Source organism: Sphaerotilus mobilis (assembly GCF_004216565.1).
Lineage (GTDB): Bacteria > Pseudomonadota > Gammaproteobacteria > Burkholderiales > Burkholderiaceae_C > Sphaerotilus > Sphaerotilus mobilis.
The window spans coordinates 372,827-399,164 of record NZ_SGWV01000007.1 but is presented as its reverse complement, the minus strand read 5'-3'; the positions used below and the strand labels follow the sequence as shown (position 1 = coordinate 399,164).

Genomic DNA, 26,338 nt, shown 5'->3' with positions numbered 1-26,338 from the left:
TGGATGCCTCGATTCCGCCCCCTGTTCACCACCACGGTCTGGACCGCCCTGGCCGTCCTCGTGCTGCCTGCCCATGCCGCCGATCCGTCCAGCGGCGGCGCGACCTACCAGCGCCTGTGCGCCCAGTGCCACGGCAGCCGCGGTGTGCCGGTGCTGCCGGTGGCGCCCGACTTTTCAGCCCCGACCGCCTTGATGAAGGGCGACGGCGCGCTGCTGGCCGTGATCCGCGATGGCCGCGGTGCCATGCCGGCCTACCAGGGCCAGCTCAAGGAGCGCGACATGCTCGACGTCGTCGCCCACCTGCGCACGCTGCGGGGCCGGCGATGAATGCGGCGTCACCCACCACCCTGAGCCGCCGCGCCGTGCTGGGCACCTTGCCGCTGGCGGTCTGGCCGCTGGCCGCCCGTTCGGCCGACGCACCGGTCAAGCTGCGCGTGCAGGACAGCTTCGAGGTCGGCCCGGCCGTCTATGTGCGCTCGCTGGCGATCGAGCCGGCGCGCGGCGCCGTCTGGGTCGGCACCTCGGCGGGTGTGCACGAGGTCGACCTGCGCGACGGCCGGCGCCGCCAGACCTTCACCCGCGCCGAAGGGCTGGCCAACGAATACGTCTTCGCCATCGGCATCACCCGCGACGGCCACAAGTGGTTCGGCACCAACGCTGGCGGCGTCTCGCGCTGGCGCGATGGGCGCTGGAAGACGTTTTTCCCGATGCACGGCCTGGCCGACTACTGGGTCTACTGCTTCGCCCAGCAGCGCAACGGCGACCTGTGGATCGGCACCTGGGCCGGCGCCAACCGGGTCGACGCCAAGACCGGTGCCTTCACGACCTACCTGAAGGAACTCGTCAACGAATGGGTCTACGGCCTGGCCGTCGATGCGCAGGACCGCGTCTGGTTCGGCACCGAAGGGGGCGTGTCGATGTTCGACGGCCAGCGCTGGCAGTCCTGGACCCATGCCGACGGCCTGGGCGCGCCCAACGACGAGGGCCTGCCGTTCTCGGACAACACCGGCCTGGGCACACGCCGCCGCCATGACCTGACGATCTCCGCCGGCCCGCAGGGCGCGCGGGCGACCCAGGCGACCTACAACCCGAACTACGTCTTCTCGATGCTGTCGGCGGCCGATGGCTCGATCTGGGCCGGCACCTGGGGCGGCGGCGCCTCGCGCTGGGATGGCCAGCGCTGGACCTCGCTCAGCCGGCGCGACGGCCTGGCCGGCAACATCGTCTATGCGCTGGCGCAGACCGGCGACGGCGCGTTCTGGTTCGGCACCGACCAGGGCCTGAGCCGCTGGCAGCCGGGGCCGGACGGCCTCGGTGGCGGCCTCAGTGGTGGCCTCAGTGGTGGTCACTGGCAGACCTTCGGCGTGGCCGACGGCCTGCCCGACCGCCATGTCTACACGATCGCGGTGGCGCCGGACCAGCGCGTCTGGGCCGGCACGCGCGGCGGAGTCGTGAGGGTCGGGCCATGAGCGCGCCGGGCCGCTCCCAAGCGCTCATCCCGGAGCACGCCGTGCGGAGGGTCGTCCAGTGACCGCACACAGCCCGCTCGATCGCCGCCGCCTTCTCGGGACGCTGGGTGCGCTGTGCCTGTCGCCAGGATGGTCCGGGGCGCAGACACCGCCACAGACACAGTCACAGACACCGCCACAGACGCCGCCACAGACGCCGCCCCGGGCAGCGGGCCCGAAATCGCTCGCGGTGCGCCACTTCAACCACTTCCGCGTCGGCAACAAGAACGTCAAGCGGCTCTACCTCGACGGCGAGGTGCTCTGGGCCGGCACCTACGGCGGCGCCGTCCGGCATGACCCGCGCGACGGCTCGGTGCGGCTCTACGACACGCAGGCCGGCCTGCTGTCCAACGGCATCTTCCACGTTGGCCACATCGACCTGGGCAGCGGTGGCCGGCGTCTCGCGCTGGGCACCTACGGCGGCGGTCTGGCCCTGCTGATGGATGAGGCCGAGCGCCCGTCGCGCTGGCGCACCTACAACGTGCCCGAAGGCCTGGGCGATGCCTTCGTTTACGACTTCCTTCAGACCCGCGACGGCGACCTCTGGATCGCCACCTGGTCGGGCGTCAACCGGATCCGCGCCAGCCGGCTGGACGACCGCCGCGCCTGGGGCCTGCACACGGTCGACAGCACGGCCGGTGGTCTGCCCAACGACTGGGTCTATGGTCTGGCCGAAGGCCCGGACGGCACGCTCTGGCTGGCCACCGAAGGCGGCCTGGCGGCTTTCCGCGATGGCCGTTGGCAACACTGGCGCCATGCCGACGGGCTGGGCGCGCCCTACGAGCGGGTGCGGGGCTCGCTGGCGTCCAGCGTCGACCCGGCCAGCGTGTCGCAGCACCACGCCCGCCAGAAGGCCGAGATGGGCCTGAGCGAGGTCAAGGACGCCTACAACCCGAACTACATCGTCTCGCTGGCGGTCGACCGCGTGGGCGTGGTCTGGGCCGGCACCTGGGGTGCCGGGCTGTCGCGCTTCGACGGCCGGACCTGGCGCCACCTGACCGTGGCCGACGGCCTGCCGGGCAACCATGTCTTCATGCTGCAGCTCGACCCGGCCGGTGTGCTGTGGATCGGCACCGATCAGGGCCTGGCGCGCATGACGCCAGCAGGCACCGGTGGCGCGGCCGGCCAGGACCGCTTTGACGTGTTGACCACCCATGACGGGCTTTACGGCAACGCCGTCTTCTCGATGGCAACCGGCCCGGATGGCAGCCGCTGGGTTGGCAGCTACGGCGGCGTGGCGCGCTTGCAGTTGCAGGCCGGCGGCTAGCGCAGGCACGCGACATGGCGCCGCCACCGTCTTCACGCCCGCCGCACGGCCCCTCGGCCCACCGGCTCGACCCGGCCGAGCTGGGCCTCTTGCTGGGCCGGCTGCTGGCGATCGCCGATGACGCGCTGGTGATCTGCGACGCGCAGCACCGCGTGGTGGTCTACAACGAAGGGGCCGAACGCATCTTCGGCCACCCCGCCGAGGCCGTGCTGGGTCATGGCCTGGACCTGCTGCTGCCCGAGGCGGCGCGGGCCGTCCATGCGCAGCATCTGGCGGCCTATGCCCGCTCCGGCGTGCCGGCCCGGCGCATGGCCGAGCGGCGCGAGATCCAGGGCCGGCGTGCCGACGGGGCGCTGTTCGACGCCGAAGCCTCGATCGCCCATGTCGAGCTGGACGGCAGGCCCTACTTCGCGGCCATCTTGCGCGACGTGAGTCTGGTGCGGGCCTCGGCCCGGCTGCTGGCCCAGGCCAAGGCCGAGGCGGAGACCGCCGCGCGGGCCAAGAGCCTGTTCCTGGCCAACATGAGCCATGAGATCCGCACGCCGCTGAATGCCGTCATCGGCATGACCACGCTGCTGATGGACACGCCGATGTCGCCCGAACAGCGCGACTGCGCGGCCACCATCCGCGCCAGCGGCGAGGCGTTGCTGGCCATCGTCAACGACGTGCTGGACTACTCCAAGGCCGAGGCCGGCAAGCTCGATCTGGAGCAGCAGGTCTTCGGCCTGCGTGCCTGCATCGAGGCGACGCTGGACGTGGTCGCCCAGCGCGCCCGCGAGAAGGGCCTGAGCCTGGGCTATCTGGTCGAAGACGACACGCCCGAGTGGCTGGTCGGCGATCTGGGCCGGATCCGCCAGATCCTGGTCAACCTCTTGTCCAACGCGGTCAAGTTCACCCACGAGGGCGAGGTCCATGTGGCGGTGTCCAGCCACCAAGTCGATGGCAGCGACGGCTGCGGCGAGCCGGGCCAGCGCCGGCTGACCCTGACCGTGCACGACACCGGCATCGGCATCGCCGAGGCGCACCGGCCGCAGCTGTTCCAGTCCTTCTCGCAGCTCGATGCGTCGACCACGCGCAAATACGGCGGCACGGGTCTGGGGCTGGCGATCTGCAAGCGCCTGGCCGAGCTGATGGGCGGCCACATCGGGGTGCGCAGCGAGCCCGGCCGGGGCAGCGATTTCCAGGTCGAGCTGCAGGTGCGTGCGGCCGCCCCGCAGGAGGCCGGCCTGCCCGAACCCGACTGCCTGCGCCGCGAAGTGCCGGGGCTGGTCGGCCGGCGCGTGCTGATCGTCGACGCCAACCTGACCCAGCGCCGCATCCTGACCCGCTGGGCGCTGCACTGGGGGCTGGTGCCCGCCACCTTCGCCTCGGCGCTGGAGGCGCAGGACCGGCTGCGCCATGGCGAGCGCTACGACCTGGCCGTGCTCGACCTCGGGCGGGAAGGCCGCGAGCTGCGCGACGGCCGCGACGGCCGTGACGGTCGTGACCTGATCGGGCTGGTCGGCGTGGCCGAGGCACTGCGCCGCAGCGGCGCCGAGGTGCCGGTCGTGCTGCTGTCCGGCCAGCCACTGGGGCAGGGCGGCACGCCGGTGGGCGGCGGCCAACTGGCCCGGCTGGGCGTGTCGGCGCTGCTGACCAAGCCGCTGAAGATGGCCGTGCTGTTCGAGACCCTGCAGGCCGCCTTGCGGCCCGCGCCGCAGGATCGCCGGCCCGCCCCGCCGTCGCGGCCGGCACCGCTGGGCTGGCGCGGGCCCTGGGTCGACCCGCAGCCGGACGGCCGTCTGCCCACCGATCGCCGGCCCACCGAGACAGCGCCGGACCCTGCCGCCTGGCCACATCCCCGCGTGCTGATCGCCGAGGACCAGGACGTCAACCAGCGTGTCGCCCAGCAGCTGGTGCGCCGGCTGGGCTATGCCGCCGACGTGGTCAGCAACGGCCTCGAAGCCATCGACGCGGTCGAGCGGCAGGACTACGACGTCGTGCTGATGGACCTGCAGATGCCGGAGATGGACGGCCTGCAGGCGGCCCGCTGGATCCGCCAGCGGCGTGGCCCCGGCAGCCGGCCGCGGCTGGTGGCGATGACCGCAAACGCCTTGCCCGGCGACCGCGAGGCCTGTCTGGCCGCCGGCATGGACGGCTACCTGCCCAAGCCGATCGAGCTGGCCGCACTGGCCGCCGCGCTGCGTGGCGCGGGCCTTGCACCGGTGCCACCCGATGTGCCGCCCGACATGCCACCCGACGCGCCGCCGGCCCGGGTCAACGAGCTGCCGCCCTGGCGGCGCCTGGACGGCCTGGGTGTGGACGATCCGGTGCTGGACCGCTCGCGCCTGGCCGAACTGCGCAGCCTCGACGACGACGAGGTGGCCGCGCCCCTGCTCATGGACCTGGTCGCCCGCTTCCTGGCCGACACACCCGGCCATGTCGAGCTGCTGCGGCGGGCGCTGCAGGGCGGCGACGGCGCGGCGTTGGCGGCCAGCTCGCACCGGCTGCTGTCGGTCACCGACAACCTCGGCGCCCGCCGCATGGCGCTGCTGTGCGCCGAGATCGAACAACACGCCCGGATCGGCCGGCTGGCGGCTGCGGCCGTGCTGTTCGAACGCCTGGAGCACGAGCACCTGGCCGCCTGCGCGGCGCTGCAATCGGGCTGGCACCACAGCAGCCGGGCCGGCTGACGATGGCCGATCGGGCGCGGCGCCGGCTGCTGGGCGCGATGTGGCTGGCGCCGGGTCTGTGGTCGACGCCTGTGTCTGCCGCTGCGGCCGCCGGCGGGGTTGCCGACACGATCTGGCGGCATCAGCCCTGGCGGCATGACCGCCGGGCCCTGTTCGGCAGTTGGGCCGAGCTGGTCGTGGTCGCACCGGACGCGGTCGCCGACCGGGCGCTGGCCGCCGCCTGGGACCACCTCGCGCGTTTCGACCGCCACGGCAACGCCTGGAAGCCCGGCGCGCTGCAGCGCATCAATGCCGCCTTGCGGTCCGGCCGTCGCACGCCGCTGCCGGCCGGGCTGGCGCCGCTGATCGAACAGGCCCGGCTGCTGGAGGCCGCCAGCGGCGGCGCCTGCAACATCGCCCTGGGCGCGGCGGTGGGTGCCTGGGGTTTCCATGCCGACCGCCTGACGGACGGGGCACCGGCGCCGTCCATCCAGCGCTTGCGGGACTGGCAGGACAACCCGCCGTCGACCCGCTCGCTGCGCCTGCAGGGCGGCCAGATCGCCAGCGTCGACACGCGGGTGCAACTGGACCTGGGGGCCATTGGCAAGGGCCATGCGGCCGATCTGGCGCTGGACACGCTGCGCGCGGCCGGCGTCACGGCGGCGCTGGTCAACCTCGGCGGCAACCTCGCGGCCATGGGCGAACCCGCCGGGCGGCCCTGGCGCATCGGCATCCGCCACCCGGCTTCCGAAGGCCGACTGGCCGCGACGCTGGAGGTCGACGGCCGCGAGGCGGTCATCACTTCGGCGCAGTCCGAGCGCCGCCGCCGCCTGCCCGATGGCCGCTGGATCGGCCATGTGCTGGACGCCCGCACGCTGCGGCCGGTCGACAGCGCCGCAGGCGTCACGGTGGTCGACACCGACGCGACCCGCGCCGACGCGATGGCGACCGCCTTGCTGGCCGCCGACCCGGCCGAACCGTGGGTGGCGCTGGCCGCCCGCCTCGGCGTCGCCCAGGCGCTGCGGGTGCAGGCCGATGGCCGCATCGAGGCCACGGCCGCGCTGGCGGCTCGGCTGCGGCCGGTCTGATCGGCATCAAGGGCAGGTCCGAAAGGACGGACTTCACGGCCGGCCCGCCGGCGTGCGTGGCGCCGCTCAGGTCGAGCACGGTGGTGGCCGAAACAGCGGCACCAGCCCTGGAGTGCCGCCATGCCGACCTTGTCCGACCGTTCCTCTGTTGACCGTTCCTCGGCCGACCGTTCCGCCGCCGCCCAGGGTCCTGCACAGGCCGCGCTGCTGCGCTCGATGCCGGTCTGGATGGGTGTCAGCCTGGCCACCGCCCTGATCGCACTGGCCAGCGTCCCGGCACCGGCCGAGGCGCAGGAAGCCGCCGCCCGGCAGGCAGCGGCCGAAACCACGCTCTGGCGTTGCAGCCTGACCGAACAGGCCACCCGGCTGCTGTGTGTGGCCGAGCGCGCACCGGAGCCGTCGGCGGACACCGGCACCGCCACGGTCCGCAACGCCAGCGGCATCCCGGCGCGCTACCCGCTCGACCCGGCCCGCCCTTACACCATCGACCTGCTGGGCCCGGCCACCGACATGCCGCTGGTCGAGCAACTGGCGCAACTCACCTTGTGCGTGAAGACGCCGAACTGCCGGGCGGTGTTGGGCTGAAGCGCTGGGTTCCCGTCTGCTGTCCGGCCTGATCGGCGCTTGTCCAGCGCGTGTCGGGTACGTGTCGGGTGCGTGTCCGTCGTGTGTCCAGCGTGTTCAGGCCGCAGCAGGCCGTCCGGCCACGCGCCGGGCATGGCGTGAGCGCCGGCATGAAGGAATCCGCAAGGCCCCGGTCCTTGTCCTGATCACCCTCGTGTGATGGGCGTGTCGGGCCCAGAATTTGCGCTTTCGCCGCGATGCCCACCTGCTGCGCCCTCACCCCCGCGTCCGCCCGATGCTGACCTTGCTTGCTCGTCTGGTTGCGCGACTCACGGTCGGTCGCAAGCTGATGCTGATCTACCTGCTCGACCTGAGCTCGGTGTTCTATGTCGCGGGTTTCCTGATCAACGAGAAGTACCTGGCCATCGACTTCGCGCGCAAGGAGCTGGCCGGCAGCGCCTATGTGGCGGTGGTGGCCGATGCGCTGGTCGATGTCGCGGGAGCGACGCCGGCACAGCGGCTGGCCGATCACCTCGCGCGGCTGGAGGCCGTCGCCGCGCAGCACGACGCGACCATGCGCAGCGCCGATGCCAGCGGGCTGTTTGCAGCGGCCTTGCGCAGCCGCGTCGAAGCGGCCACCACCGCCACCACGGCCGACACGGCGCCGTCGCCCGGACAGGCGCTCGCCATGGGGCGCGACCTGCTGACGCGGCTGGGCAACCAGTCCAACCTGATCCTCGACCCGGACCTGGACAGCTACTACACGATGTCGATCGTGGTGCTGCGCCTGCCCGAATTGCTCGATGTGGTGCAGGGCATCGCCGAGCCGCCCCCTCTCGGTCGTGGCGTGGACCTGTTGAGCACCTATCTGGTGCTGGAAGGGCGTCTCGATGCGGTGCGCAAGGGCCTGCGCAGCGACCATGACGAGGCCTATGCGGCTGGCACCGCCGAGCTGGTCGACGAGCTGCGGCCGGTGCATCTGGCCCTCGAAGGGCGCATCGAGGCCTTCCGCGTCCAGGCGCGTGCCTGGGTCGACGCCGGCATGACTGCGTCAGGCCGGCCGGCGATGCTGGCCGCGCGAGATGCCTTGCTGCAGGCGCTCGACCTCGCCTGGCAGAACGACCTGCAGGCACTCGACGGCCTGCTGCAGCGGCGCATCGACACCCTGTTCGGTCGGATGTGGCTGCACCTGGGCACGGCGCTTTTCCTGCTGCTGTGCATCTTTGGCCTGGTCAGCTTCGTGGCGGGCCAGATCGCCCGGCCGCTGCGCCGCTTGTCGGACCTGGCCGACACGGTGCGCCAGACCGGCCAGCTCGACGGCCGCATCAGCTGGCAAAGCCATGACGAGATCGGCCGGCTGATCGATGCCTTCCACGACATGCTCGGCCAGCTCGACGCCGAGCGCGAACGGCAGAAAGAACGCGCCGCCCGGGAACGTGCCGCCGAGGCCCAGCGCAGCCTGCTGGAGACCCTGCCCGTGGCCCTGCTGGTGACGGCGGTGCCGGGCCACGAGGTGCTGCATGCCAACACCCCCGCGCGGGCCTGGATCGGCGAGCGTGACGACGACCCCTGGGCGCGCTGCCTCGATGCGACCGTGCGCGCCCGCTTCTTCCAGTCCCTGCACGACCGCGATGCGATCGACGAGTTCGAGGTCCACTGGCGCGGCCCTCAGGACCTCGCCTGGGCGGTGCTGTCGGCCCGGCGCATGACCTTCCAGGGCCGCGACGCGGTGCTGACCGCGCTGGCGCCGATCAACCACCTCAAGCAGCTGGAGCAGCGGCTGGAGCTGTGGGCCAAGGTGTTTGAGACCTCGGGCGAGGGCATCTTCATCGTCGACGCGCAACGCCAGCGCCTGCTGACGGCCAACCGGGCGCTGACCCACGGCACCGGCCACGACCTGGTCGACCTGATCGGCAGCGACCCGGCCGAGCTGCTCGGTGGCGAGACGGCCGCACGCGCCTGGCAGGTCGTGGTCGACGGCTTGCGCCTGCGCGGCAGCTGGCAGGGTGAACTGCGCATCGCGCGGCGCGACGGTGGCCACTACCCGGCCTGGCTGATCGCGAGTTCGGTGCGAGACCGCGCCGGCGCGGTCTCGCACTGGGTCTGCACCACCATCGACATCAGCGACCGCAAGGAGAGCGAGCGCCGCATCCGCTTCCTGGCCGAACACGATGTGCTGACCGAACTGCCCAACCGCGCGCTGTGCCGCGAGCGGCTGCGCCTGGCGATCCAGCAGGCCGGCCGCAACGGCCAGAAGGTGGGTGTGCTGTTCATCGACCTGGACCGCTTCAAGAACATCAACGACTCGCTCGGCCATCACATGGGCGACGGCCTGTTGCGCTCGGTGGCCCTGCGCCTGACCGAGGCAGTGCGTGCCGGTGACACCGTCAGCCGGCTGGGTGGCGACGAGTTTGTCGTGGTGCTCAACGGCGTCGTCGACATCGAGGAAATGGCCCATGTGGTCGAGCAGCGCCTGATCCCGCTGGTGCGCCGGCCCCATGCGGTGCAGGGTGCCGAGATCCACGTCTCCTGCAGCGTTGGCGTGGCGGTCTTCCCGGACGATGGCAACGACCTTGACGAGCTGATGCGGCTGGCCGATGTGGCGATGTACCAGGCCAAGGCCCAGGGCCGCGACAGCGCCCACTTCTACACGCCCGAGCTGAACCAGCGGGCCCAGCAGCGTGCCCTGATCGAGACCCAGCTGCGCCATGCGGTGCAGGCTCAGGAGCTGAGCCTGCACTACCAGCCGCGCATGGCGGTCGATGCCAGCGGCGAGCGCTGCGTCAGCGGTGTCAGCGGCATGGAGGCGCTGCTGCGCTGGCACAGCCCGGTGCTGGGCCAGGTCGGGCCGGACCGCTTCGTGCCGATCGCCGAGGAGACCGGCCTGATCGTCGAGATCGGCAACTGGGTGATCGAGACCGCCTGTGCGCAGATCGCGGCGTGGCGTGCGGCGGGCGTGCCCGGCCTGGCGGCAAGCGCCGCGCCGCCCTTGTGTGTCTCGATCAACCTGTCGGCCGTGCAACTGGGCGCGCCCGACCTGATCGAGCGCCTGCGGGTCAGCCTGCACCGCCACGCCATCCCGGCCGGCCAGCTGGAGATCGAGATCACTGAGTCGACGCTGATGGACCGCGTCGACACCCACCTGCGCACGCTGCACGCGATCCGCGCGCTGGGCGTGCGGCTGGCGATCGACGACTTTGGCACCGGCTATTCAAGCCTGAACTACCTCAACCGCTTCCCGATCGACCTGCTCAAGATCGACCGCAGCTTTGTGCGCGACATGCTCGATGACCCACGCGACCTGGCCATCGTCAAGGCCATCATCGGCCTGGGCCACACGCTGGACCTGCGCGTGGTGGCCGAAGGTGTCGAAGGCGAGCTGGAAGCCCAGGCCCTGCGTGCGGCCGGCTGCGATGAGCTGCAGGGCTACCACTACGCCCGGCCGATGCCGGCCGAGGCGCTGGCGGACTGGCTGGGCGCGAGCGCTGACCTCAGTCTGCGCGAACCCGCTGCAGGCTGACGAAGGCGTAGCCGAAGTCGTTGGGCGCGCCGGCCTGGTGGTGCTCGCGCGAACGTTCGCGCCAGTCGGCCGGATCGAGCGCGGGGAAGCGCACATCGCCGTCGTAGTCGCGCTCGATCACGGTGAGTTCGAGCCGGTCGGCCTGGGCGATGGTGGCGGCGTAGAGCTGCGCGCCGCCGATCACGAAGACCTGTTCGACCGGACCCGCCGCGCTGGCTGCGGCCCAGGCCTTGTCCAGCGTCGTCACCGCCGTCGCCCCTTCGGCGCGCCAGTGCGGGTCACGGGTCAGCACGATGTTGTGGCGGCCGGGCAGGGGTCGGAAGCGCGCGGGCAGCGAGTCCCAGGTCTTGCGGCCCATCAGCACCGGCCGGCCGGTGGTCAGGCGGCGGAAGTGGGCGAGGTCCTCGGGCAGGTGCCAGAGCAGCTGGTTGTCGGCGCCGATCGTGCCGTTGCGGGCAAGGGCGGCGATCAGCACGATCTCGGGGCGCGTCGGCGAGGGGCTCATGGCGGGCGCTTCCGGGTCGCCCGCTCAGACCGCCACCGGCGCCTTGATGGCCGGGTGATGTTGGTAGTCCAGCACCTCGAAGTCGTCGTAGGCGTAGTCCAGGATGGACGCCGGCCGGCGCCGGATCTGCAGCGTCGGGTAGGGGTAGGGCGTGCGCGCGAGCTGGGTCTCGACCTGCTCGACGTGGTTGTCGTAGATGTGGCAGTCGCCGCCGGTCCAGATGAAGTCGCCGACGTCCAGGTCGCATTGCTGCGCCAGCATGTGGGTCAGCAGGGCATAGCTGGCGATGTTGAAGGGCACGCCCAGGAAGATGTCGGCGCTGCGCTGGTAGAGCTGGCAGCTGAGCCGGCCGCGCCCACCGGGCTCGGTGGCCGGTGCGACGTAGAACTGGAAGAAGGCGTGGCAGGGCATCAGCGCCATCTTCGGCAGGTCGGCGACGTTCCAGGCGCTGACGATGATGCGGCGCGAATCGGGGTTGCTGCGCAGGGTCTGGACGACCTCGGCGATCTGGTCGATCGCGCCGCCATCGGTGGTCGGCCAGCTGCGCCACTGCACGCCATAGACGGGCCCGAGGTCGCCGTCGTCGGCGGCCCATTCATCCCAGATGGTGCAGCCACGTTCCTGCAGCCAGCGCACGTTGCGCTCGCCACGCAGGAACCACAGCAGCTCCAGGATGATGGACTTCAGGTGCACCTTCTTGGTCGTCACCAGCGGGAAACCTTCGTTCAGATCGAAGCGCATCTGGTGCCCGAACACGCTGCGCGTGCCGGTGCCGGTGCGGTCGCCCTTGGCCACGCCGTGGTCCCTCACATGGCGCATGAAGTCTTCGTACTGGCTACGGGCGGGGCGCGTGTCGGTCATGGTCGGGCAGGTGAGCAGGGCGGTTGGCCGCAACGGTGCAGCGGGGCGTGGCGCGCAGGGGCGGGTCCGACGGCGTCGGGCGGTGTCAGCCGTATCTTATTTTCTGGATCCACTGCTCCAGCAGCTTGCGTGCGGGTGGCGTGAGGTGGGCCCAGGTGCCGCCGACGCGCCACTCGCCCTGGCTCATGACCAGGAAGGCCACGTTCATCGTGCCGGGCACGGCCTGCAGCCGGCGCGGGTCGACCAGGTCGGGCACGCCCAGGGTCAGGTCGAAACGTTCGCGCTGCGGGATCGGATGCTCGCTGCGCAGGCCGATGCCGTTCTCGGACAGGTCACGCACCTTGACGTCGATCTCCTGTCCCGGTGCCAGCGTTAGACGGGCCGGCCAGGCGACCGGGTAGCGCGGTTCTCGACGGTTGTCGATGCTGTCGGGGGTCAGCAGGTTGCGGCTCATGTCTCGGGTCTCCGGGGCGGGCTCGGGCGGGTCATCCGCCGGTCATCCGTGATTCTTCGACCGGCCGGCCGGGCGCTTGAGCGTGATGCCGCCTGGGCTTGTTGCAGATCAAGAGGCGACCGGCGCCAGGGCTTCTTCGGTGTCCTCGGCGCTGGCCGTGTCGACCTGGAACTGCTGCGCCGCCAGCTTGGCGTAGACCCCGCCTTGCGCGACCAGCTCGGCATGGCGGCCGGTTTCGACGATGCGGCCCTCGTCCAGCACGACGATGCGGTCGGCCTTCTGCACCGTCGCCAGCCGGTGGGCGATGACGATCGTCGTGCGGTGTGCCATGGCCGCTTCCAGCGCGGCCTGGACCAGCCGTTCGCTCTCGCTGTCCAGCGCGCTGGTGGCCTCGTCGAGCAGCAGCAGCGGCGTGTTGCGCAGGATCGCGCGGGCGATGCTGATGCGCTGGCGCTGGCCGCCCGACAGGCGCACGCCGCGTTCGCCCAGGAAGCTGGCATAGCCCTCGGGCAAGGCGCGGATGAAGCCGTCGGCATGGGCGGCGCGGGCGGCGGCGATGACCTCGGCCTCGCTCGCGTCCGGCTTGCCGTAGCGGATGTTCTCCAGCGCGCTGGCCGAGAAGATCACGCTGTCTTGCGGCACCAGGCCGATGCGGCTGCGCAGGTCCTCCAAGGACACCGCGTCGACACGCCGACCGTCGATCATCACGTCACCCTGCTGGGCGTCGTAGAAACGCAGCAGCAGCTGGAAGATGGTGGTCTTGCCCGCGCCGCTGCTGCCGACCAGCGCGACGGTCTCGCCAGGCGCCACGCTCAGGTCGATGCCCTGCAGCGCGGCGGTCTTCGGCCGCGACGGGTAGTGGAAGGTGACGCCGCGCAGCGTCACCGACGAGCCACCGGTGACCGGCGGCAGGGCCAGCGGCGCAGCGGGTTCGGCCACTGGCGACTCGGCCGCGAGCAGCTCCATCAGGCGCTCGGTCGCACCGGCCGCGCGCAGCAGGTCGCCCCAGACCTCGGACAACACGGCGATGCTGCCCACCAGCAGCACAACGTAGACGACGGTCTGGCCGAGGTGGCCGGCGCTGATGTCGCCGCGGATGACGGCTTGCGTGCCCTGATACAGGCCCCACAGCAGCGCGCCGAAGGTGGCGCTGATGATGAAGGCGACCAGCATCGCGCGGGTGCGGGTGCGGCGGCGGGCGACGTCAAACGCGGCCTCGGTGGCGGCGTGGTAGCGGGCCTCTTCGCGCGCTTCCTGGGTGTAGCCCTGCACCACCGGAATGGCATTGAGCACCTCGGCGGCGATCGCGCTGGTGTCGGCGACGCGGTCCTGGCTGGCGCGGCTCAGGCGCCGCACGCGGCGGCCGAAGTACATCGACGGCGCGACCACGATGACCAGGATGCCCAGCACCTGCACCATCACCGTCGGGTTGGTCAGCACCAGCATGATCAGCGCGCCGATGCCCATCACCGTGTTGCGCAGGCCCATGCTCAGGCTGGAGCCGACGACGGTCTGCACCAACGTCGTGTCGGTGGTCAGGCGCGACAGCACCTCGCCGGTCTGGGTGGTCTCGAAGAAGGCGGGGCTCTGACGCAGCACCCGCGCGTAGACGGCGTCGCGCAGATCGGCGGTGATGCGCTCGCCCAGCCAGCTCACCGTGTAGAAGCGCGCCGCCGAGAACAGCCCGAGCGCCACGCCCACGCCGAACAGCGCCACGAAATGCTCACGCAGCGCCATCACGCGCGCGCCAGGGTCGCCGCTCATCACGTCGCCGCTGACGAGGCCCTGGTCGATCAGCTGACGCATTGCCACCGGCACAGCCAGCGTCGCGCCGGCCGCCAGCAGCAGGAACAGCAAGGCCGCGCCGACCTCGCGGCGGTAGGGTGCGATGAAGGGTGCCAGTCCGCGCAGCGATCGGGGTGTGTGCGCGCGGGGGCGTTCGGTGACAGTGCTCGTCTTGGCCATGGCCGGGCAGTTTACGCAGTGCCTGCTGCATGCAGAATCTGCGGCTCTGTCCGACCCTGCGTGATCGCCTCTGCCGTTCTCGATGTTCACGTCTGAAGCTTCTGACCTGCGAATCGAAAGTGGCCGCGCATGAGCGTGCTGCGCGTGACCTTGTCGATCCGCACGACCCTGGTGCTGGCGGTGCTGGTGGCCGTGATCGCGCCGCTGGCGATCTGGCTGACGGTGCAGCAGAACCTGTTCCGTTCGGCCTTCCAGCCCCTGGTGGTCGAGAACCGCCAGGCCCAGCTCAACCTGGCGGTGTCGGCCCTGGTCGAGCCGCTGTGGACACTCAACGAGACCGGCATCACCGCCGTCCTGGACCGCACCGTCGCGCAGCCTGGCGTGCTCAGCCTGCGCCTGGAGGAGACCCGGCCGACGGACGATTCGCATCTGGTCGTGCACCAGCGGGTCCGGGCGGACCTGCCGCCCGGCACGGTGCCGCCACCCGGCGCGGTCTGCCTGCAGGCGCCGGTGCTGCGCGAGGGCCAGTCGCTCGGCGAACTGCAGGTCTGCTACGACCCCGATCAGCTCGATCGTGCGATGGCCAGCCGCCGATGGGAGCTGTTCAAGCTGGCCGCGCTGCAGGCCGCCATGGCCGCCTTGCTGGTGATGGGCGTGCTCTACCACCGCCTGATCCGGCCGCTGGACCGGCTCAAGGCCCAGGCCAGCCGCATCGCGCTGCGGGGCGAGGAAGCCACCATGAGTTGGCGGCACATGGACGAGATCGGCGAGCTGGGTGAGCACCTCAACGACGTGCACCGCCAGTTGCACACGCTGTTCGGCCAGATCGAGCGCCAGCAGCAGGCGCTGGAGAAGCTGGCGCTGCACGACCACCTGACCGGCCTGCCCAATCGCCTGCTGTTCCGTGAGCTGGCCCAGGCGGCCTGCGCCACCGCCCTGCGCGACGGCCACGCGCTGGCGGTGCTGTTCATCGACCTGGACCGCTTCAAGGTCGTCAATGACACGCTGGGCCATTCGGCCGGGGATGCCCTGCTCAAGACCATCGCGCAGCGCCTGAGCAGCTCGGTGCGGGCCTCGGACGCCGTCTGCCGCCACAGCGGCGACGAGTTCCTGCTGCTGCTGCAGGACTACGGCTCGCTCGAACAGTTGATGCAGACCGTCGAACGGATCCAGCGCGAGGTCGCCCGGCCGATGATGCTGGAGGGGCGAGAGGCCCATGTCACCGCCAGCATCGGCATCGCCCTGCTGCCCGATGACGCCCGCGAGCCCGACGAGCTGGTGCGCCACGCCGATCTGGCCATGTACGAGGCCAAGAAGGCCGGCAGCAACGGCCACGGCTTCTACCGGGCCGAGCTGAACCAGCGCGTGCAGGCGCAGATGGAGGTCGAGCGCGAGCTGCGCGAGGCGCTCGCCCGTGATGAGTTCGAGCTGCACTTCCAGCCGCAGATCGGTGCGGCGCGCGGCGAGCTGCTGGGCTGCGAGGCGCTGATCCGCTGGCGTCACCCGCAGCGTGGCCTGGTGCCGCCGCTGAGCTTCATCCCGGCGGCCGAACAAGCCGGCCTGATCGGCGAGATCGGGGTCTGGGTCGTGCGGGCGGCCTGTGCCCAGATCGCGCGCTGGAAGGCCGAAGGGCTCGCCTTCGGCTGCGTGGCGGTCAACCTGTCGGCCAACGAGTTCCGTGACAGCGCCCTGGTCGACACCGTGCGCGACGCGATGCAGCAGCACGGCGTGCGACCCGACGAGTTCGAGATCGAGATCACCGAGACCGTGCTGATGACCGAGGCCGCCGCGCTGCGCATCGTGGCCGACCTGCAGGCTCTGGGCATCAGCATCGCGGTCGACGATTTCGGCACCGGCTATTCCTCGCTGGCCTACCTCAAGCGGCTGCGCCCGCGCACCATCAAGATCGATCGCGGCTTCCTCAAGGACCTGCCCGAGGACGAGGAGGACCGCGTCGTGGTCGAGGCCATCGTCGGCATCGCCCAGGCCCTGGGCATCGAGGTCGTCGCCGAGGGCGTCGAGACCGAGGCCCAGCGTGACTACCTGTGCGGCGCCGGCTGCCACATCCTGCAGGGCTACCTGATCGCCCGGCCAGCCGATGCGCAGCAGTACGCGCAATGGCTGGCTGCGCGTCCCCCTGACATCGTGTCCGCCTGACGCGCCTGCTTATACTTTTCGGGTGATGTCCACCTTCCTTCGTCCCGGCTGGCGCCTCCTGGTCGCCGCGCTGCTGCTGCTGGCCCTGCCGCTGCAGGCGGCCGAGCTGGCGCGCATGGTGGTCTGCCCGCCGGCCGCATCCAGCGCGGTCCACGAACACGCCCCAGGCCTAGACGACGCGGGCGCGCATCACCACGACGACCTGCAGGCTGCCGAGGCCGACCTGGCCGAAGGCGATATCCAGACCGAGAGCCATACCGGGAGCCAGACCGGGAGCCAGACCGAACACCATGCCCATGCGGGCAGCAGCTGCTGCAAGACCTGCCTGGCCGGCTGCGGTGGCTGGGTCTTGGCCACGCCGCTGGACTGGCCGGCCCCTGGCTGGACCATGGCGAGCTTTCCGCGCCTGACCACGGCCAGCGTGCCGGAGCCGCTGCCGCGCGGCCTGGAACGACCTCCTCGGACCTCGACGGCCTGACGCCGTGGTGGCACCGCACCTGACCCGGGAGGGGCAGGGTGTTGCGGTGGTCCACCGTCGTTCGACCCGGCCGGCGGCCCTGTGTCGCCGTGGCCGTCGCAGACCGAGGTCTCCATGTTTCCTTTCCTGTCCGCCGCACGCGGCCTGCTGGCTGTGGCGCTGCTGGGTGCAGCCGGCCTGACGCTGGCCGCGCCCGCCGGATCGCCGCCCCGCGTCGATCCGCTCGACCCCGATGCCCCGAGCCGCCCGCTGCCTCACCGCAGCGTCTGGCACCACCAGGGGCCGCTGGCCGAATCCGAACCCGTCGACTGGCGGGCCGCGCACACGGCGGTCCAGAAGGCGGGTGGCTGGCGGGCCTACGCCCGTGAGGTCGCCCGAGAGAACGCACGCCAGAACGATCGCCAGAACGCGCGCCAGAACGACCTGGAGGGGCGACCATGACGCGCCGCACCGTTCCCCGATCCCTGCCGATGCGGGCCACTGTGCTGGCCGTGGCCTTGACGCTGGCGGGCTGCGCCACGCTCGACGACGCGCCTGGCGGCCGTCGCGCCGAAGGCCCGGTGGCCGACGCGGTGCAACGCCAGCTGCGCCTGCCCGCCGATGCGCTGCGCCTTGCCCGTGACGAGCAGGCCCTGGCCGAGGTGCGCCGCGAGGTCGATGGGCTGCTGGGCCAGCCGCTGACGTCCGACGCCGCCTTGCGCATCGCCCTGATCAACCACCGCGGCTTGCAGGCCCGGCTGGCCGATCTGGGCGTGAGCCAGGCCGACTGGCTGGCCGCTGCCCGTCTGCCCAACCCGCGGTTCAGCTTCGGCAAGGTCCGGCGTGGTGATGAGCGCGAGATCGAGCGTGGTCTGTCCTTCGAGCTGGGCCACTGGCTGATGCTGCCCTGGGCGCGCGAGATCGAGGCCCGCCGGCTCGGTGCCCAGCAACGCAGCGTCACCGCCGACGCGCTGGCGCTGGCCACGCAGGTCCGCAAGGCCTGGGTCCAGGCGGTGGCCGCGCGTCAGCTGGAGGACGCCGCCGCGCAGGTCCGCGACAGCGCCAGCGCCGGTGCCGAGATGGCCGACCGGCTGCGGGCGGTGGGCAACTGGAGCCGTCTGCAACAGGCCCGCGAACAGGGCTACAAGGCTCAGGCCGAGCTGCAGCATGCACGCGCACGCCAGGCCGCATTGGCCGCGCGCGAACGCCTCAACCGCCTGCTGGGCCTGTGGGGCACGCAGACCGGCTATGCCTTGCCCGATCGCCTGCCCGACCTGCCGCAGAGCTTGCCCGACCGGGGCGATCTGGAGCGCCAGGCCATGGCGCAGCGCTTCGACATCCAGGCGGCCCGGCTGCAGCTGGAGGCGACCGCCCGCAGCCTGGGTCTGGCGCAGGTCGAAGGCTGGGTCAACGGCCTGGAGCTGGATCTGGCCCACAACACGTCCAACGAAGGCCCGCCGCAGGATGTCATCGAGCTGAGTCTGGAACTGCCGCTGTTCGGCGGCGGACAGGCCCGCAGCGCCCGGGCCGAGGCGGTCTGGCTGCGCAGCCTGCACCAGGCCGCCCAGGTCGCCATCGAGGCCCGTTCCGAGGTCCGCGAGGCCGACGCCGCCGCACGCTCGTCCTGGGAGATCGCCCGCCACCACAGCGAGGTGCTGGTGCCGCTGGCACGGCTGGTCTCCGAGGAAAACGTGCTGCGCTACAACGGCATGTTCATCGGCGTGCTGGACCTGCTGGCCGATGCGCGCAGCCAGGCCGTGACGGTCGCTGCGGCGATCGAGGCGCAACGCGATGCCTGGCTGGCCCAGGCCGATCTGGAACTGGCGCTGGTCGGCAAGCCCGACCTGATGGTGGGCGGCGGATCCGCCCTCTCCGGTGCCACCAACAACGGCGGAGGTGCGCATTGACCGCCGCCCGCCCACCTGAACAGGACCACCCCACCATGGTGACTCGACGCGATTTCATCCGCGGTTCCGGCGTGAACGTGGCCGCCACTGCTGCGGTGATCACCGCAGCGGTCGGCACCTCGGCCGTCAGCCGCGTGGCCATGGCCGCGCTGCCCGAGCCGGTCAGCCAGACCAGCGCCGCGACCCAGGGCCCGCTGATGCCACCCGACGGCCGGCCCTATGACCCGGTCGTCACGCTCAACGGCTGGACGTTGCCGTGGCGCATGGTCGATGGCGTCAAGGAATTCCACCTCGTCGCCGAGCCCGTCGTGCGCGAACTCGCGCCGGGCATGAAGGCCCATCTGTGGGGCTACAACGGCCAGAGCCCCGGCCCGACGATCGAGGTGGTCGAGGGCGACCGCGTGCGCATCTTCGTGACCAACCGCCTGCCCGAACACACCAGCGTGCACTGGCACGGCCAGCGCCTGCCCAACGGCATGGACGGCGTCTCCGGCCTGACGCAGCCGGCCATTCCGGCGGGCAAGACCTTTGTCTACGAGTTCGTGGCGCGCCGTCCCGGCACCTTCATGTACCACCCCCATGCCGACGAAATGACGCAGATGGCGATGGGCATGATGGGCTTCTGGGTCACGCACCCGAAGCGCGACGGTGCGCGCACCTCGCACCCGCTGATCGACCGGGTCGATCGCGATTTCTGCTTCCTGCTCAGTGCCTACGACATCGAGCCGGGCAGTGCGACGCCCAAGATCATGACGATGACCGACTTCAACCTGTGGACCTGGAACAGCCGCGTGTTCCCGGGCATCGACAGCCTGAACGTGCGGCTAGGTGACCGGGTCCGCATCCGGGTCGGCAACCTGACCATGACCAACCACCCGATCCACCTGCACGGCCACGAGTTCAGCGTGACCGGCACCGACGGTGGGCCGACGCCGGTGGGCAGCCGCTGGCCCGAGGTGACAACCGACGTTGCGGTCGGCCAGATGCGGCAGGTCGAGTTCATCGCCGACGAGGAGGGCGACTGGGCCTTCCACTGCCACAAGAGCCACCACACCATGAACGCGATGGGCCATGCGGTGCCGACCATGATCGGCGTCGACCACAGTGGCCTCGCCGGACGCATCGCCCGGGTCGTGCCCGACTACATGGTGATGGGCGAACGTGGCATGGCCGACATGGCCGAGATGACCATGCCCCTGCCCGACAACACCCTGCCGATGATGACCGGCACAGGTCCCTTCGGCTCGCTGGAGATGGGCGGCATGTTCACCACGCTGAAGGTGCGGCGTGATCAGAAGCCCGGTGAATACGGCGATCCCGGCTGGTTCCAGCATCCGGCCGGCACCGTCGCACGCGAATGGACCGGCAGCCTGGCCGAGCCGGTGCGCGCGCCGGCCACGTCTGCAACCACCACGACGCCGAACGCCTCGACGACCCCGACCCAACCGGTCACCCCGGCCGTCGAACTGAAGGCCCGCAAGCCTTCTGGCCATGCCGGGCATTGACGCCACCCCCTGGCAGCAGCAACACACCCCACACCCCACACCCCACACCCCACACCCCACACCCCACACCCACACCCACACCCCTCAAACCGAACAGGAAACCCGATGAACACGCACAACCCGACCCGGCGACACCTGGCCCTGGCCGTTGCGCTGGCCTGCACCGGCCTGGTCAGCCTGCCCGCCAACGCCCATGGCGAGAAGGCCCATGCCGATGCGCCCAAGGAACTGCGGCTCGAACAGAAGCCCTGGGGCATCGCCGCACCGGCCAAGGCCGCCACCCGCACGATCGAGATCCGCATGAGCGACAAGATGCGCTACAGCCCCGATCGCATCGAGGTCCGCGAGGGTGAGACCGTTCGCCTCGTGCACCGCAACCGCGGCAAGCTGATGCATGAGTTCGTGCTCGGCACGGCCGACGAACTGGCCGCCCATGCCGAGCTGATGAAGAAGTTCCCGAACATGGAACACGACGAGCCCTACATGGCGCATGTGCCGGCCGGCCAGCGGGCCGAGATCGTCTGGACCTTCAACCGCCCCGGCGAGTTCGAGTTCGCCTGCCTGCTGCCCGGCCACTACGAGGCCGGCATGGTCGGCCGCGTGATCGTCAAGCCGCGCTGATGACATCCACCGCTTCGAGGAGAACCCCGATGAACACGCGCAACTCGCTGGACCAGCCCTCTGCGGACCTGCGCCGCAAGCTGCTGGCGCTGGCCGTCTTCGGCCTGGCAGCACCCGTGGTCGGCGCCGCCGGCAAGTTCGGCAAGGACGCCCTGCCGACGGTCGACGTCTGGAAGAGCCCGGACTGCGGCTGCTGCAAGGACTGGGTGCGCCACCTGGAGGCCAATGGCCTGCAGGTGCGCGTCCACGACGACGGCAACCAAGAAGCCCGCGCGCGGCTGGGCATGCCGATTCGCTACGGCTCCTGCCACACCGCCAAGGTCGGTGACTTCGTGCTCGAAGGCCATGTGCCGGCGCGCGAGGTGCTGCGCCTGCTCAAGGACAGGCCGGCCGGTGCGCTCGGCCTGGCCGTGCCGGCGATGCCGATCGGCTCGCCCGGCATGGACGGCCCCGAATACAAGGGCCGCAAGGACCCGTACGACGTGCTGCTGGTCCAGCGCGACGGCGGCGCCAGCGTCTACCAGTCCTACCGATGAATCAACGAGAGACCCCCACCATGACATCCACGATCTCACGCCGCCTGGCCTTGGCAACGATGCTGGCGGTGACGGCCTTGTCCCCCACGCTGTCGACCGCCCAGACAGCCAACGCCGCCGACATGAGCGAGGCCGAGGTCCGCCGCGTCGACAAGTCCGGCGGCAAGCTCACCCTCAAGCACGGCGAGCTGCGCAACCTCGACATGCCACCGATGACCATGGTCTTCGTCGTGCGCGACCCCAAAGGCGTCGAAGGCCTCAAGGCCGGCGACCGCATCCGCTTCATGGCCGGCCAGGACGGCCCGGTCTACACGGTGCAGGCGTGGGAGTTGGTGAAATAAAGGGTCGGACGCGGGGTGATGGATGCGCGGCATGGCGGTGGCAACCGGTTGATGCGACCTGTCATTTCGGCAACAACCATCGGTAGGTCGGACACCCCGTGTCCGACGGGCTGGTGCCGATGGGCCTCCTCATCGAAACCTTGCCGAACGCGCCCGCCGAATGAATACCGCCTTCTTCGTTCGACAGCCCCAACGCATCTGCGCTCGACAGCCCGTCGGACACGGGGTGTCCGACCTACCGGGTTGAGGACATGCGGTGTTCGATCAGATTGAGGACGCGGGGTGCGGGTTGCGCGAAAGGGCGGTGGCAACGGGTTGAAGCGACCGGTCGTTTCGGCAACAACCATCGGTAGGTCGGACACCCCGTGTCCGACGGGCTGGTGCCGATGGGCCTCCGGATCAAAACCTTGCCGAACGCGTCCGCCGAATGAATGCCGCCTTCTTCGTTCGACAGCCCCAACGCATCTGCGCGCGACAGCCCGTCGGACACGGGGTGTCCGACCTACCGGGTTGGGGACACGGGTGTTCGAGCGGGTTGAGGACGCCGGGTGTTCGACGGTCAGGCGACGCGCAGAACGGCCCCCTGTCGACTATTTGGGCTCTGCCGCCAGCGCTGCCGCGAGCAGCGTTTGCGTGTACGCGTGCTTGGGTGCGTCGAAGACCTGGGCGGTGGGTCCGCGTTCGACCACCTCGCCGTCTTTCATCACCAGCACCTGGTGGGCCACGGCGCGGATGACCGCGAGGTCGTGGCTGATGAAGACGTAGCTCAGGCCCTGTTCGCGCTGCAGGCGCAGCAGCAGGGCGAGCACCTGTTGCTGGACCGAGGCGTCAAGGGCCGACGTGGGCTCGTCGAGCAGCAGCAGCTCGGGCTTGAGGATCAGCGCGCGGGCGATCGCGATGCGCTGGCGCTGGCCGCCGGAGAACTCGTGCGGGTAGCGCTGCAGCAGGTCCGAGCCGCCCCGGGTGTCGCTGGCCGCCGCCTGGGTGTCCAGACCGACCTCGGCGAGCGCGGCGCGGATGCGGGTGTCGCGTTCGGCGGCACTCAGGTCCGGGTGGTGCAGGGCCAGGCCCTCGCCGACGATCTGGCCGACGGTCATGCGCGGCGACAGCGCCGCGAACGGGTCCTGGAAGACCACCTGCATGCGACGCCGCAGGGCGCGCAGCTCGCCGCCTTCGGCCAGGTCGACCCGCTGGGTCGAGCGCTGCTGGCTGGTGTTCATGACGTCGCTGGCGACCTGGTTGTGCAGCGTGACCTCGCCAGCGGCCAGCGGCTGCAGCGCCAGCAGGGCCATGCCCAGTGTCGTCTTGCCCGAACCCGACTCGCCGACGATGCCAACCGTCTGGCCGCGGGGCACGCTCAGCGAGGCCTCGCGCACGGCGACGAAGTCCTTGCGGCGCCACCAGCCGGCCGGCTGGCTGAAGGTCACGCGCACGCCCTGGGCTTGCAGCAGGGGCGTCTGGCGGCTGTCGCGTTCGGCGCTGGTCAGCGGCTGCGGGCGGGCGGCCAGCAACTGGCGGGTGTAGGGATGCCTGGGGCGGGCGAAGACGCGGGCGGTGATGCCGTCTTCGACGATCTTGCCGCGCGACATCACCGCGACACGATCGGCGTAACGGCCGACCAGGTTGAGGTCGTGGGTGATGAAGAGCAGCGCCATGCCCATTTCCTGCTGCAGCTCGTCGAGCAGGGCCAGGATCTGTGCCTGGATGGTCACGTCCAGCGCGGTGGTCGGCTCGTCGGCGATCAGCAGGCGTGGCCGGCAGGCCAGGGCCATGGCGATCATGGCGCGCTGGCGCTGGCCGCCCGAGAGTTCGTGCGGATAGGCGTCGACGCGCCGCGCGGGCTCGGGGATGCCGGTGCGATCAAGCAGGGCGATGGCGCGTTCGCGGGCCTCGCGTGCGCTCAGGCCCTCGTGCAGTTCGAGCACCTCGCCGATCTGGTTGCCCACGGTGTAGAGCGGGTTCAGGGCCGTCATCGGCTCCTGGAAGATCATGGCGATGTCGCGGCCGCGCAGGCCACGCATCTGGCGCTCGCTGGCGGTCATCAGCTCGGTGCCGTCGAAGCGGATTGAGCCGCCAATGTGGCTGGCGCCGTCGACCAGGCGCAGGATGGACAGGGCGCTGATCGACTTGCCCGAGCCCGATTCGCCGACCAGCGCGAACTTCTCGCCCACGCCGATCTCGAAGCTGACCTGATCGACCACGGTCTGGCCGGCGAAGGCGACGCTGAGCTGATCGACCTGCAGAAGCGGCATGCCGGCGACTTGCGGCAACTGGCTGTTGGGCGGGGTCTGCGTGCTCACGCTCGGGGTCGCGGTCAAGGTCGAGGTGCTGCTCATGACTTGCGGGTGTCGAAGGCGTCGCGCAGCGCGTCGCCGATGAAGGTCAGCAGCAGCATCGTGACGGTCAGCAGCAAGAAGGTCGGGACGATGATCCACCAGGCGTCGAGGTTGGCCTTGCCTTGCCGCAGCAGCTCGCCCAGCGACGGCACCGAGGCCGGCACGCCCAGGCCGAGGAAGTCCAGCGAGGTCAGCGCCAGGATGGCCGCGCTCATGCGAAAGGGCAGGAAGGTGATGACCGGCGTCAGCGAGTTGGGCAGCACATGGCGCCAGATGATCTGGGCATTGCCCAGACCCAGCGCGCGCGCCGCCTTGACGTATTCGAGGCTGCGGTTGCGCAGGAACTCGGCCCGCACATAGTCGCCCAGGCCCATCCAGCCCCACAGGCTCAGCAGCACCAGCAGCAGCAGCAGCGAGGGCTCGAAGATCGACGCGAAGATGATCAGCAGGTAGAGCTCGGGCACGGCACCCCAGATCTCGATCAGGCGCTGCGACACCAGGTCGACGCGACCGCCGAAGTAGCCCTGCAGCGCACCAGCCGCCACGCCCAGCACGGTGCCGGTCAGCGTCAGCGCGAGCGCGAACCAGATGCTGACGCGAAAGCCGTAGATCAGCCGGGCCAGCATGTCGCGGCCCTGTGCGTCGGTGCCCAGCAGGTTGAGCGCGTTCGGCGGCATCGGGCTGGGCAGTGGGTCGAAGTAGTTGAGCGACGTCGCCGAGTGCGGATTGAGCGTGAACACGGCCCAGTTGCCGTCCTCTTGCAGCTTGCCGGTGATGTAGGCGTCCTTCCAGTCGGTCGGCGTGCGGAAGTCGCCGCCAAAGGCCGTCTCGGGCGGGTTGTCGACGATCGGCAGGCTGATCTGGCCCTGATAGGACACCAGCAGCGGCCGGTCGTTGCTGACCACCTCGGCCAGCGTGCTGAGCACCAGCAGCACCAGGAAGATCCACAGCGAGGCATGGCCCAGCCGGTGGCGCCGGAAGCGCGCCCAGGCGCGGGCGTTGGGAGAGGTCGAAGAGGACATCGGTGACATCACTTGGCCGCCTTGCCGAACTGCACGCGCGGGTCGACCACCACGTAGAGCAGGTCCGACACCAGCTTGACCACCAGCCCGATCAGCGTGAACAGGTAGAGGGAGCCCAGCACGACCGGGTAGTCGCGCCGCACGACGGCCTCATAGCCGAGCTGGCCCAGGCCGTCGAGCGAGAACAGGTTCTCGATCAGCACCGAGCCGGCAAAGAAGGCACCGACAAAGGCCGCCGGGAAGCCGGTGATCAGCGGGATCAGCGCATTGCGGAAGATGTGCTTGTAGAGCACGCGTGCGGGCGACAGGCCCTTGGCACGCGCGACCTTGACGTACTGCTTGCGCATCTCTTCGACAAAGGTGTTCTTGGTCAGCAGCGTCATCACCGCGAAGCTGCCGATGGTCATGCAGGTCAGCGGCAGTGCCAGGTGGTGGAAGTAGTCGGCGATGCGCGCCGGCCAGTCCAGGCTGGCCCAGTTGTCAGACGTGAGCCCACGCAGCGGGAACCAGTCCCAGTAGGTGCCGCCCGCGAACAGCACGATCAGCAGCACGCCCAGCACGAAGCCGGGGATGGCATAACCCACCAGCACCAGCAGGGTGGTCAGCGTGTCGAAGCGCGTGCCCTCATGCACCGCCTTGGCCACGCCCAGCGGGATCGACACCAGGTAGGCGATCAGGAAGCTCCAGACGCCCAGGCTGATCGACACCGGCAGCTTCTCCAGGATCAGCTGCGTCACGTCCTTGTTGAACATGAAGCTCTTGCCCAGGTCGAAGCGCAGGAAGCGGCCCAGCATCTCGACATAGCGCACATGCGCGGGCTGGTCGAAGCCATAGAGTTTTTTCAGCGCGTCGATCTGCTGCTTGTCGACATCCCGGCTGGCCTTATAGCCGCCGCTGTCGCCCCCCTTGTCGGATGTTCGTGCCTCAGCCATCACCTGCTCAACCGGCCCGCCCGGCACGAACTGGATCACCACGAAGGTCAGCGTCAAGGCGCCCAGCAAGGTGGGCACCATCAGGAGGATGCGCTTGAGGATGTAGGCGAGCATGAGGGGCTTCAGGTGGGGTCAGACCGT

Annotated in this window: 22 protein-coding genes; 15 read left to right on the top strand and 7 right to left on the bottom strand. The window is 70.6% G+C overall.

All coding sequences use genetic code 11. From position 1 onward, the window contains the following. Nucleotides 1-3: 3 nt before the first annotated feature. From EV685_RS02075 to EV685_RS02040, 7 genes are all read left to right on the top strand, one after another. A complete protein-coding gene (locus EV685_RS02075; protein ID WP_130480319.1) occupies nucleotides 4-327 on the top strand; it encodes a c-type cytochrome in 324 nt (107 codons plus the stop codon). After that, nucleotides 324-1,469, top strand: a complete 1,146-nt coding sequence (locus EV685_RS02070) for a ligand-binding sensor domain-containing protein (RefSeq protein WP_130480318.1) — start codon at nucleotides 324-326, stop codon at nucleotides 1,467-1,469. The genes EV685_RS02075 and EV685_RS02070 overlap by 4 nt, the downstream gene beginning before the upstream one ends. A 229-nt stretch (nucleotides 1,470-1,698) precedes the next feature. After that, on the top strand, nucleotides 1,699-2,775 hold the full coding sequence (locus EV685_RS02060) for a ligand-binding sensor domain-containing protein (protein ID WP_242615373.1): 1,077 nt from the start codon (nucleotides 1,699-1,701) through the stop codon (nucleotides 2,773-2,775). Nucleotides 2,776-2,789: 14 nt separating this feature from the next. Next, nucleotides 2,790-5,447, top strand: coding sequence for a response regulator (locus tag EV685_RS02055; protein ID WP_130480316.1), 2,658 nt, complete (start codon nucleotides 2,790-2,792; stop codon nucleotides 5,445-5,447). 2 nt (nucleotides 5,448-5,449) lie between these two features. After that, complete coding sequence (locus EV685_RS02050) at nucleotides 5,450-6,514, top strand: FAD:protein FMN transferase (RefSeq protein WP_130480315.1); 1,065 nt, start codon at nucleotides 5,450-5,452, stop codon at nucleotides 6,512-6,514. A 120-nt stretch (nucleotides 6,515-6,634) separates the two neighbouring features. Beyond that, nucleotides 6,635-7,099, top strand: a complete 465-nt coding sequence (locus tag EV685_RS02045; protein ID WP_130480314.1) for a hypothetical protein — start codon at nucleotides 6,635-6,637, stop codon at nucleotides 7,097-7,099. A gap of 274 nt (nucleotides 7,100-7,373) precedes the next feature. Beyond that, the gene (locus tag EV685_RS02040) at nucleotides 7,374-10,598 is read left to right on the top strand and encodes an EAL domain-containing protein (RefSeq protein ID WP_130480313.1); all 3,225 of its coding nucleotides are present in this window, start codon (nucleotides 7,374-7,376) and stop codon (nucleotides 10,596-10,598) included. Here the strand turns inward: EV685_RS02040 and EV685_RS02035 are convergent. The 4 genes from EV685_RS02035 to EV685_RS02020 all read right to left on the bottom strand — a co-directional run bounded on the left by EV685_RS02035 (nucleotide 10,570) and on the right by EV685_RS02020 (nucleotide 14,383). Then, nucleotides 10,570-11,103 (bottom strand): dihydrofolate reductase, encoded by a 534-nt coding sequence (locus EV685_RS02035; protein WP_130480312.1) that lies wholly within the window; start codon nucleotides 11,101-11,103, stop codon nucleotides 10,570-10,572. The genes EV685_RS02040 and EV685_RS02035 overlap by 29 nt on opposite strands. Before the next feature lie 24 nt (nucleotides 11,104-11,127). Next, nucleotides 11,128-11,964, bottom strand: coding sequence for a thymidylate synthase (locus tag EV685_RS02030; protein WP_130480311.1), 837 nt, complete (start codon nucleotides 11,962-11,964; stop codon nucleotides 11,128-11,130). An 85-nt stretch (nucleotides 11,965-12,049) separates the two neighbouring features. Beyond that, a complete protein-coding gene (locus tag EV685_RS02025) occupies nucleotides 12,050-12,418 on the bottom strand; it encodes a PilZ domain-containing protein (RefSeq protein ID WP_130480310.1) in 369 nt (122 codons plus the stop codon). Nucleotides 12,419-12,526: 108 nt separating this feature from the next. Continuing rightward, nucleotides 12,527-14,383, bottom strand: coding sequence for an ABC transporter transmembrane domain-containing protein (locus EV685_RS02020; RefSeq protein WP_130480309.1), 1,857 nt, complete (start codon nucleotides 14,381-14,383; stop codon nucleotides 12,527-12,529). Nucleotides 14,384-14,512: 129 nt separating this feature from the next. Here EV685_RS02020 and EV685_RS02015 point away from each other — a divergent pair, with 129 nt between their 5' ends. The 8 genes from EV685_RS02015 to EV685_RS01980 all read left to right on the top strand — a co-directional run bounded on the left by EV685_RS02015 (nucleotide 14,513) and on the right by EV685_RS01980 (nucleotide 21,907). Then, entirely contained in the window at nucleotides 14,513-16,540 is a 2,028-nt protein-coding gene (locus EV685_RS02015; RefSeq protein WP_130480308.1) for a putative bifunctional diguanylate cyclase/phosphodiesterase, read from the top strand. A gap of 25 nt (nucleotides 16,541-16,565) precedes the next feature. After that, entirely contained in the window at nucleotides 16,566-17,018 is a 453-nt protein-coding gene (locus EV685_RS02010; protein ID WP_130480307.1) for a hypothetical protein, read from the top strand. Between the two features lie 114 nt (nucleotides 17,019-17,132). Then, the gene (locus tag EV685_RS02005) at nucleotides 17,133-17,459 is read left to right on the top strand and encodes a hypothetical protein (protein ID WP_130480306.1); all 327 of its coding nucleotides are present in this window, start codon (nucleotides 17,133-17,135) and stop codon (nucleotides 17,457-17,459) included. After that, the gene (locus EV685_RS02000) at nucleotides 17,456-18,904 is read left to right on the top strand and encodes a TolC family protein (RefSeq protein ID WP_207224741.1); all 1,449 of its coding nucleotides are present in this window, start codon (nucleotides 17,456-17,458) and stop codon (nucleotides 18,902-18,904) included. The genes EV685_RS02005 and EV685_RS02000 overlap by 4 nt, the downstream gene beginning before the upstream one ends. Before the next feature lie 35 nt (nucleotides 18,905-18,939). Next, on the top strand, nucleotides 18,940-20,409 hold the full coding sequence (locus tag EV685_RS01995) for a multicopper oxidase family protein (protein WP_130480305.1): 1,470 nt from the start codon (nucleotides 18,940-18,942) through the stop codon (nucleotides 20,407-20,409). 105 nt (nucleotides 20,410-20,514) lie between these two features. After that, nucleotides 20,515-21,030 carry a cupredoxin domain-containing protein gene (locus tag EV685_RS01990; protein ID WP_130480304.1) on the top strand — a complete coding sequence of 172 codons (516 nt, stop codon included), beginning with the start codon at nucleotides 20,515-20,517 and terminating at the stop codon, nucleotides 21,028-21,030. A gap of 29 nt (nucleotides 21,031-21,059) precedes the next feature. Further along, nucleotides 21,060-21,566 (top strand): DUF411 domain-containing protein, encoded by a 507-nt coding sequence (locus EV685_RS01985; protein WP_130480303.1) that lies wholly within the window; start codon nucleotides 21,060-21,062, stop codon nucleotides 21,564-21,566. 20 nt (nucleotides 21,567-21,586) lie between these two features. Then, nucleotides 21,587-21,907: a copper-binding protein gene (locus EV685_RS01980; RefSeq protein ID WP_130480302.1), complete on the top strand. Its 321-nt coding sequence runs from the start codon at nucleotides 21,587-21,589 to the stop codon at nucleotides 21,905-21,907. 590 nt (nucleotides 21,908-22,497) lie between these two features. On the opposite strand, the gene EV685_RS01975 is transcribed toward EV685_RS01980, so the two are convergent. The 3 genes from EV685_RS01975 to EV685_RS01965 all read right to left on the bottom strand — a co-directional run bounded on the left by EV685_RS01975 (nucleotide 22,498) and on the right by EV685_RS01965 (nucleotide 26,311). After that, nucleotides 22,498-24,159 (bottom strand): ABC transporter ATP-binding protein, encoded by a 1,662-nt coding sequence (locus EV685_RS01975; RefSeq protein ID WP_130480935.1) that lies wholly within the window; start codon nucleotides 24,157-24,159, stop codon nucleotides 22,498-22,500. Nucleotides 24,160-24,239: 80 nt separating this feature from the next. Then, complete coding sequence (locus EV685_RS01970; protein WP_420820797.1) at nucleotides 24,240-25,265, bottom strand: ABC transporter permease; 1,026 nt, start codon at nucleotides 25,263-25,265, stop codon at nucleotides 24,240-24,242. 8 nt (nucleotides 25,266-25,273) lie between these two features. Then, nucleotides 25,274-26,311 carry a microcin C ABC transporter permease YejB gene (locus EV685_RS01965; protein WP_130480300.1) on the bottom strand — a complete coding sequence of 346 codons (1,038 nt, stop codon included), beginning with the start codon at nucleotides 26,309-26,311 and terminating at the stop codon, nucleotides 25,274-25,276. Between the last annotated feature and the right edge of the window lie 27 nt (nucleotides 26,312-26,338).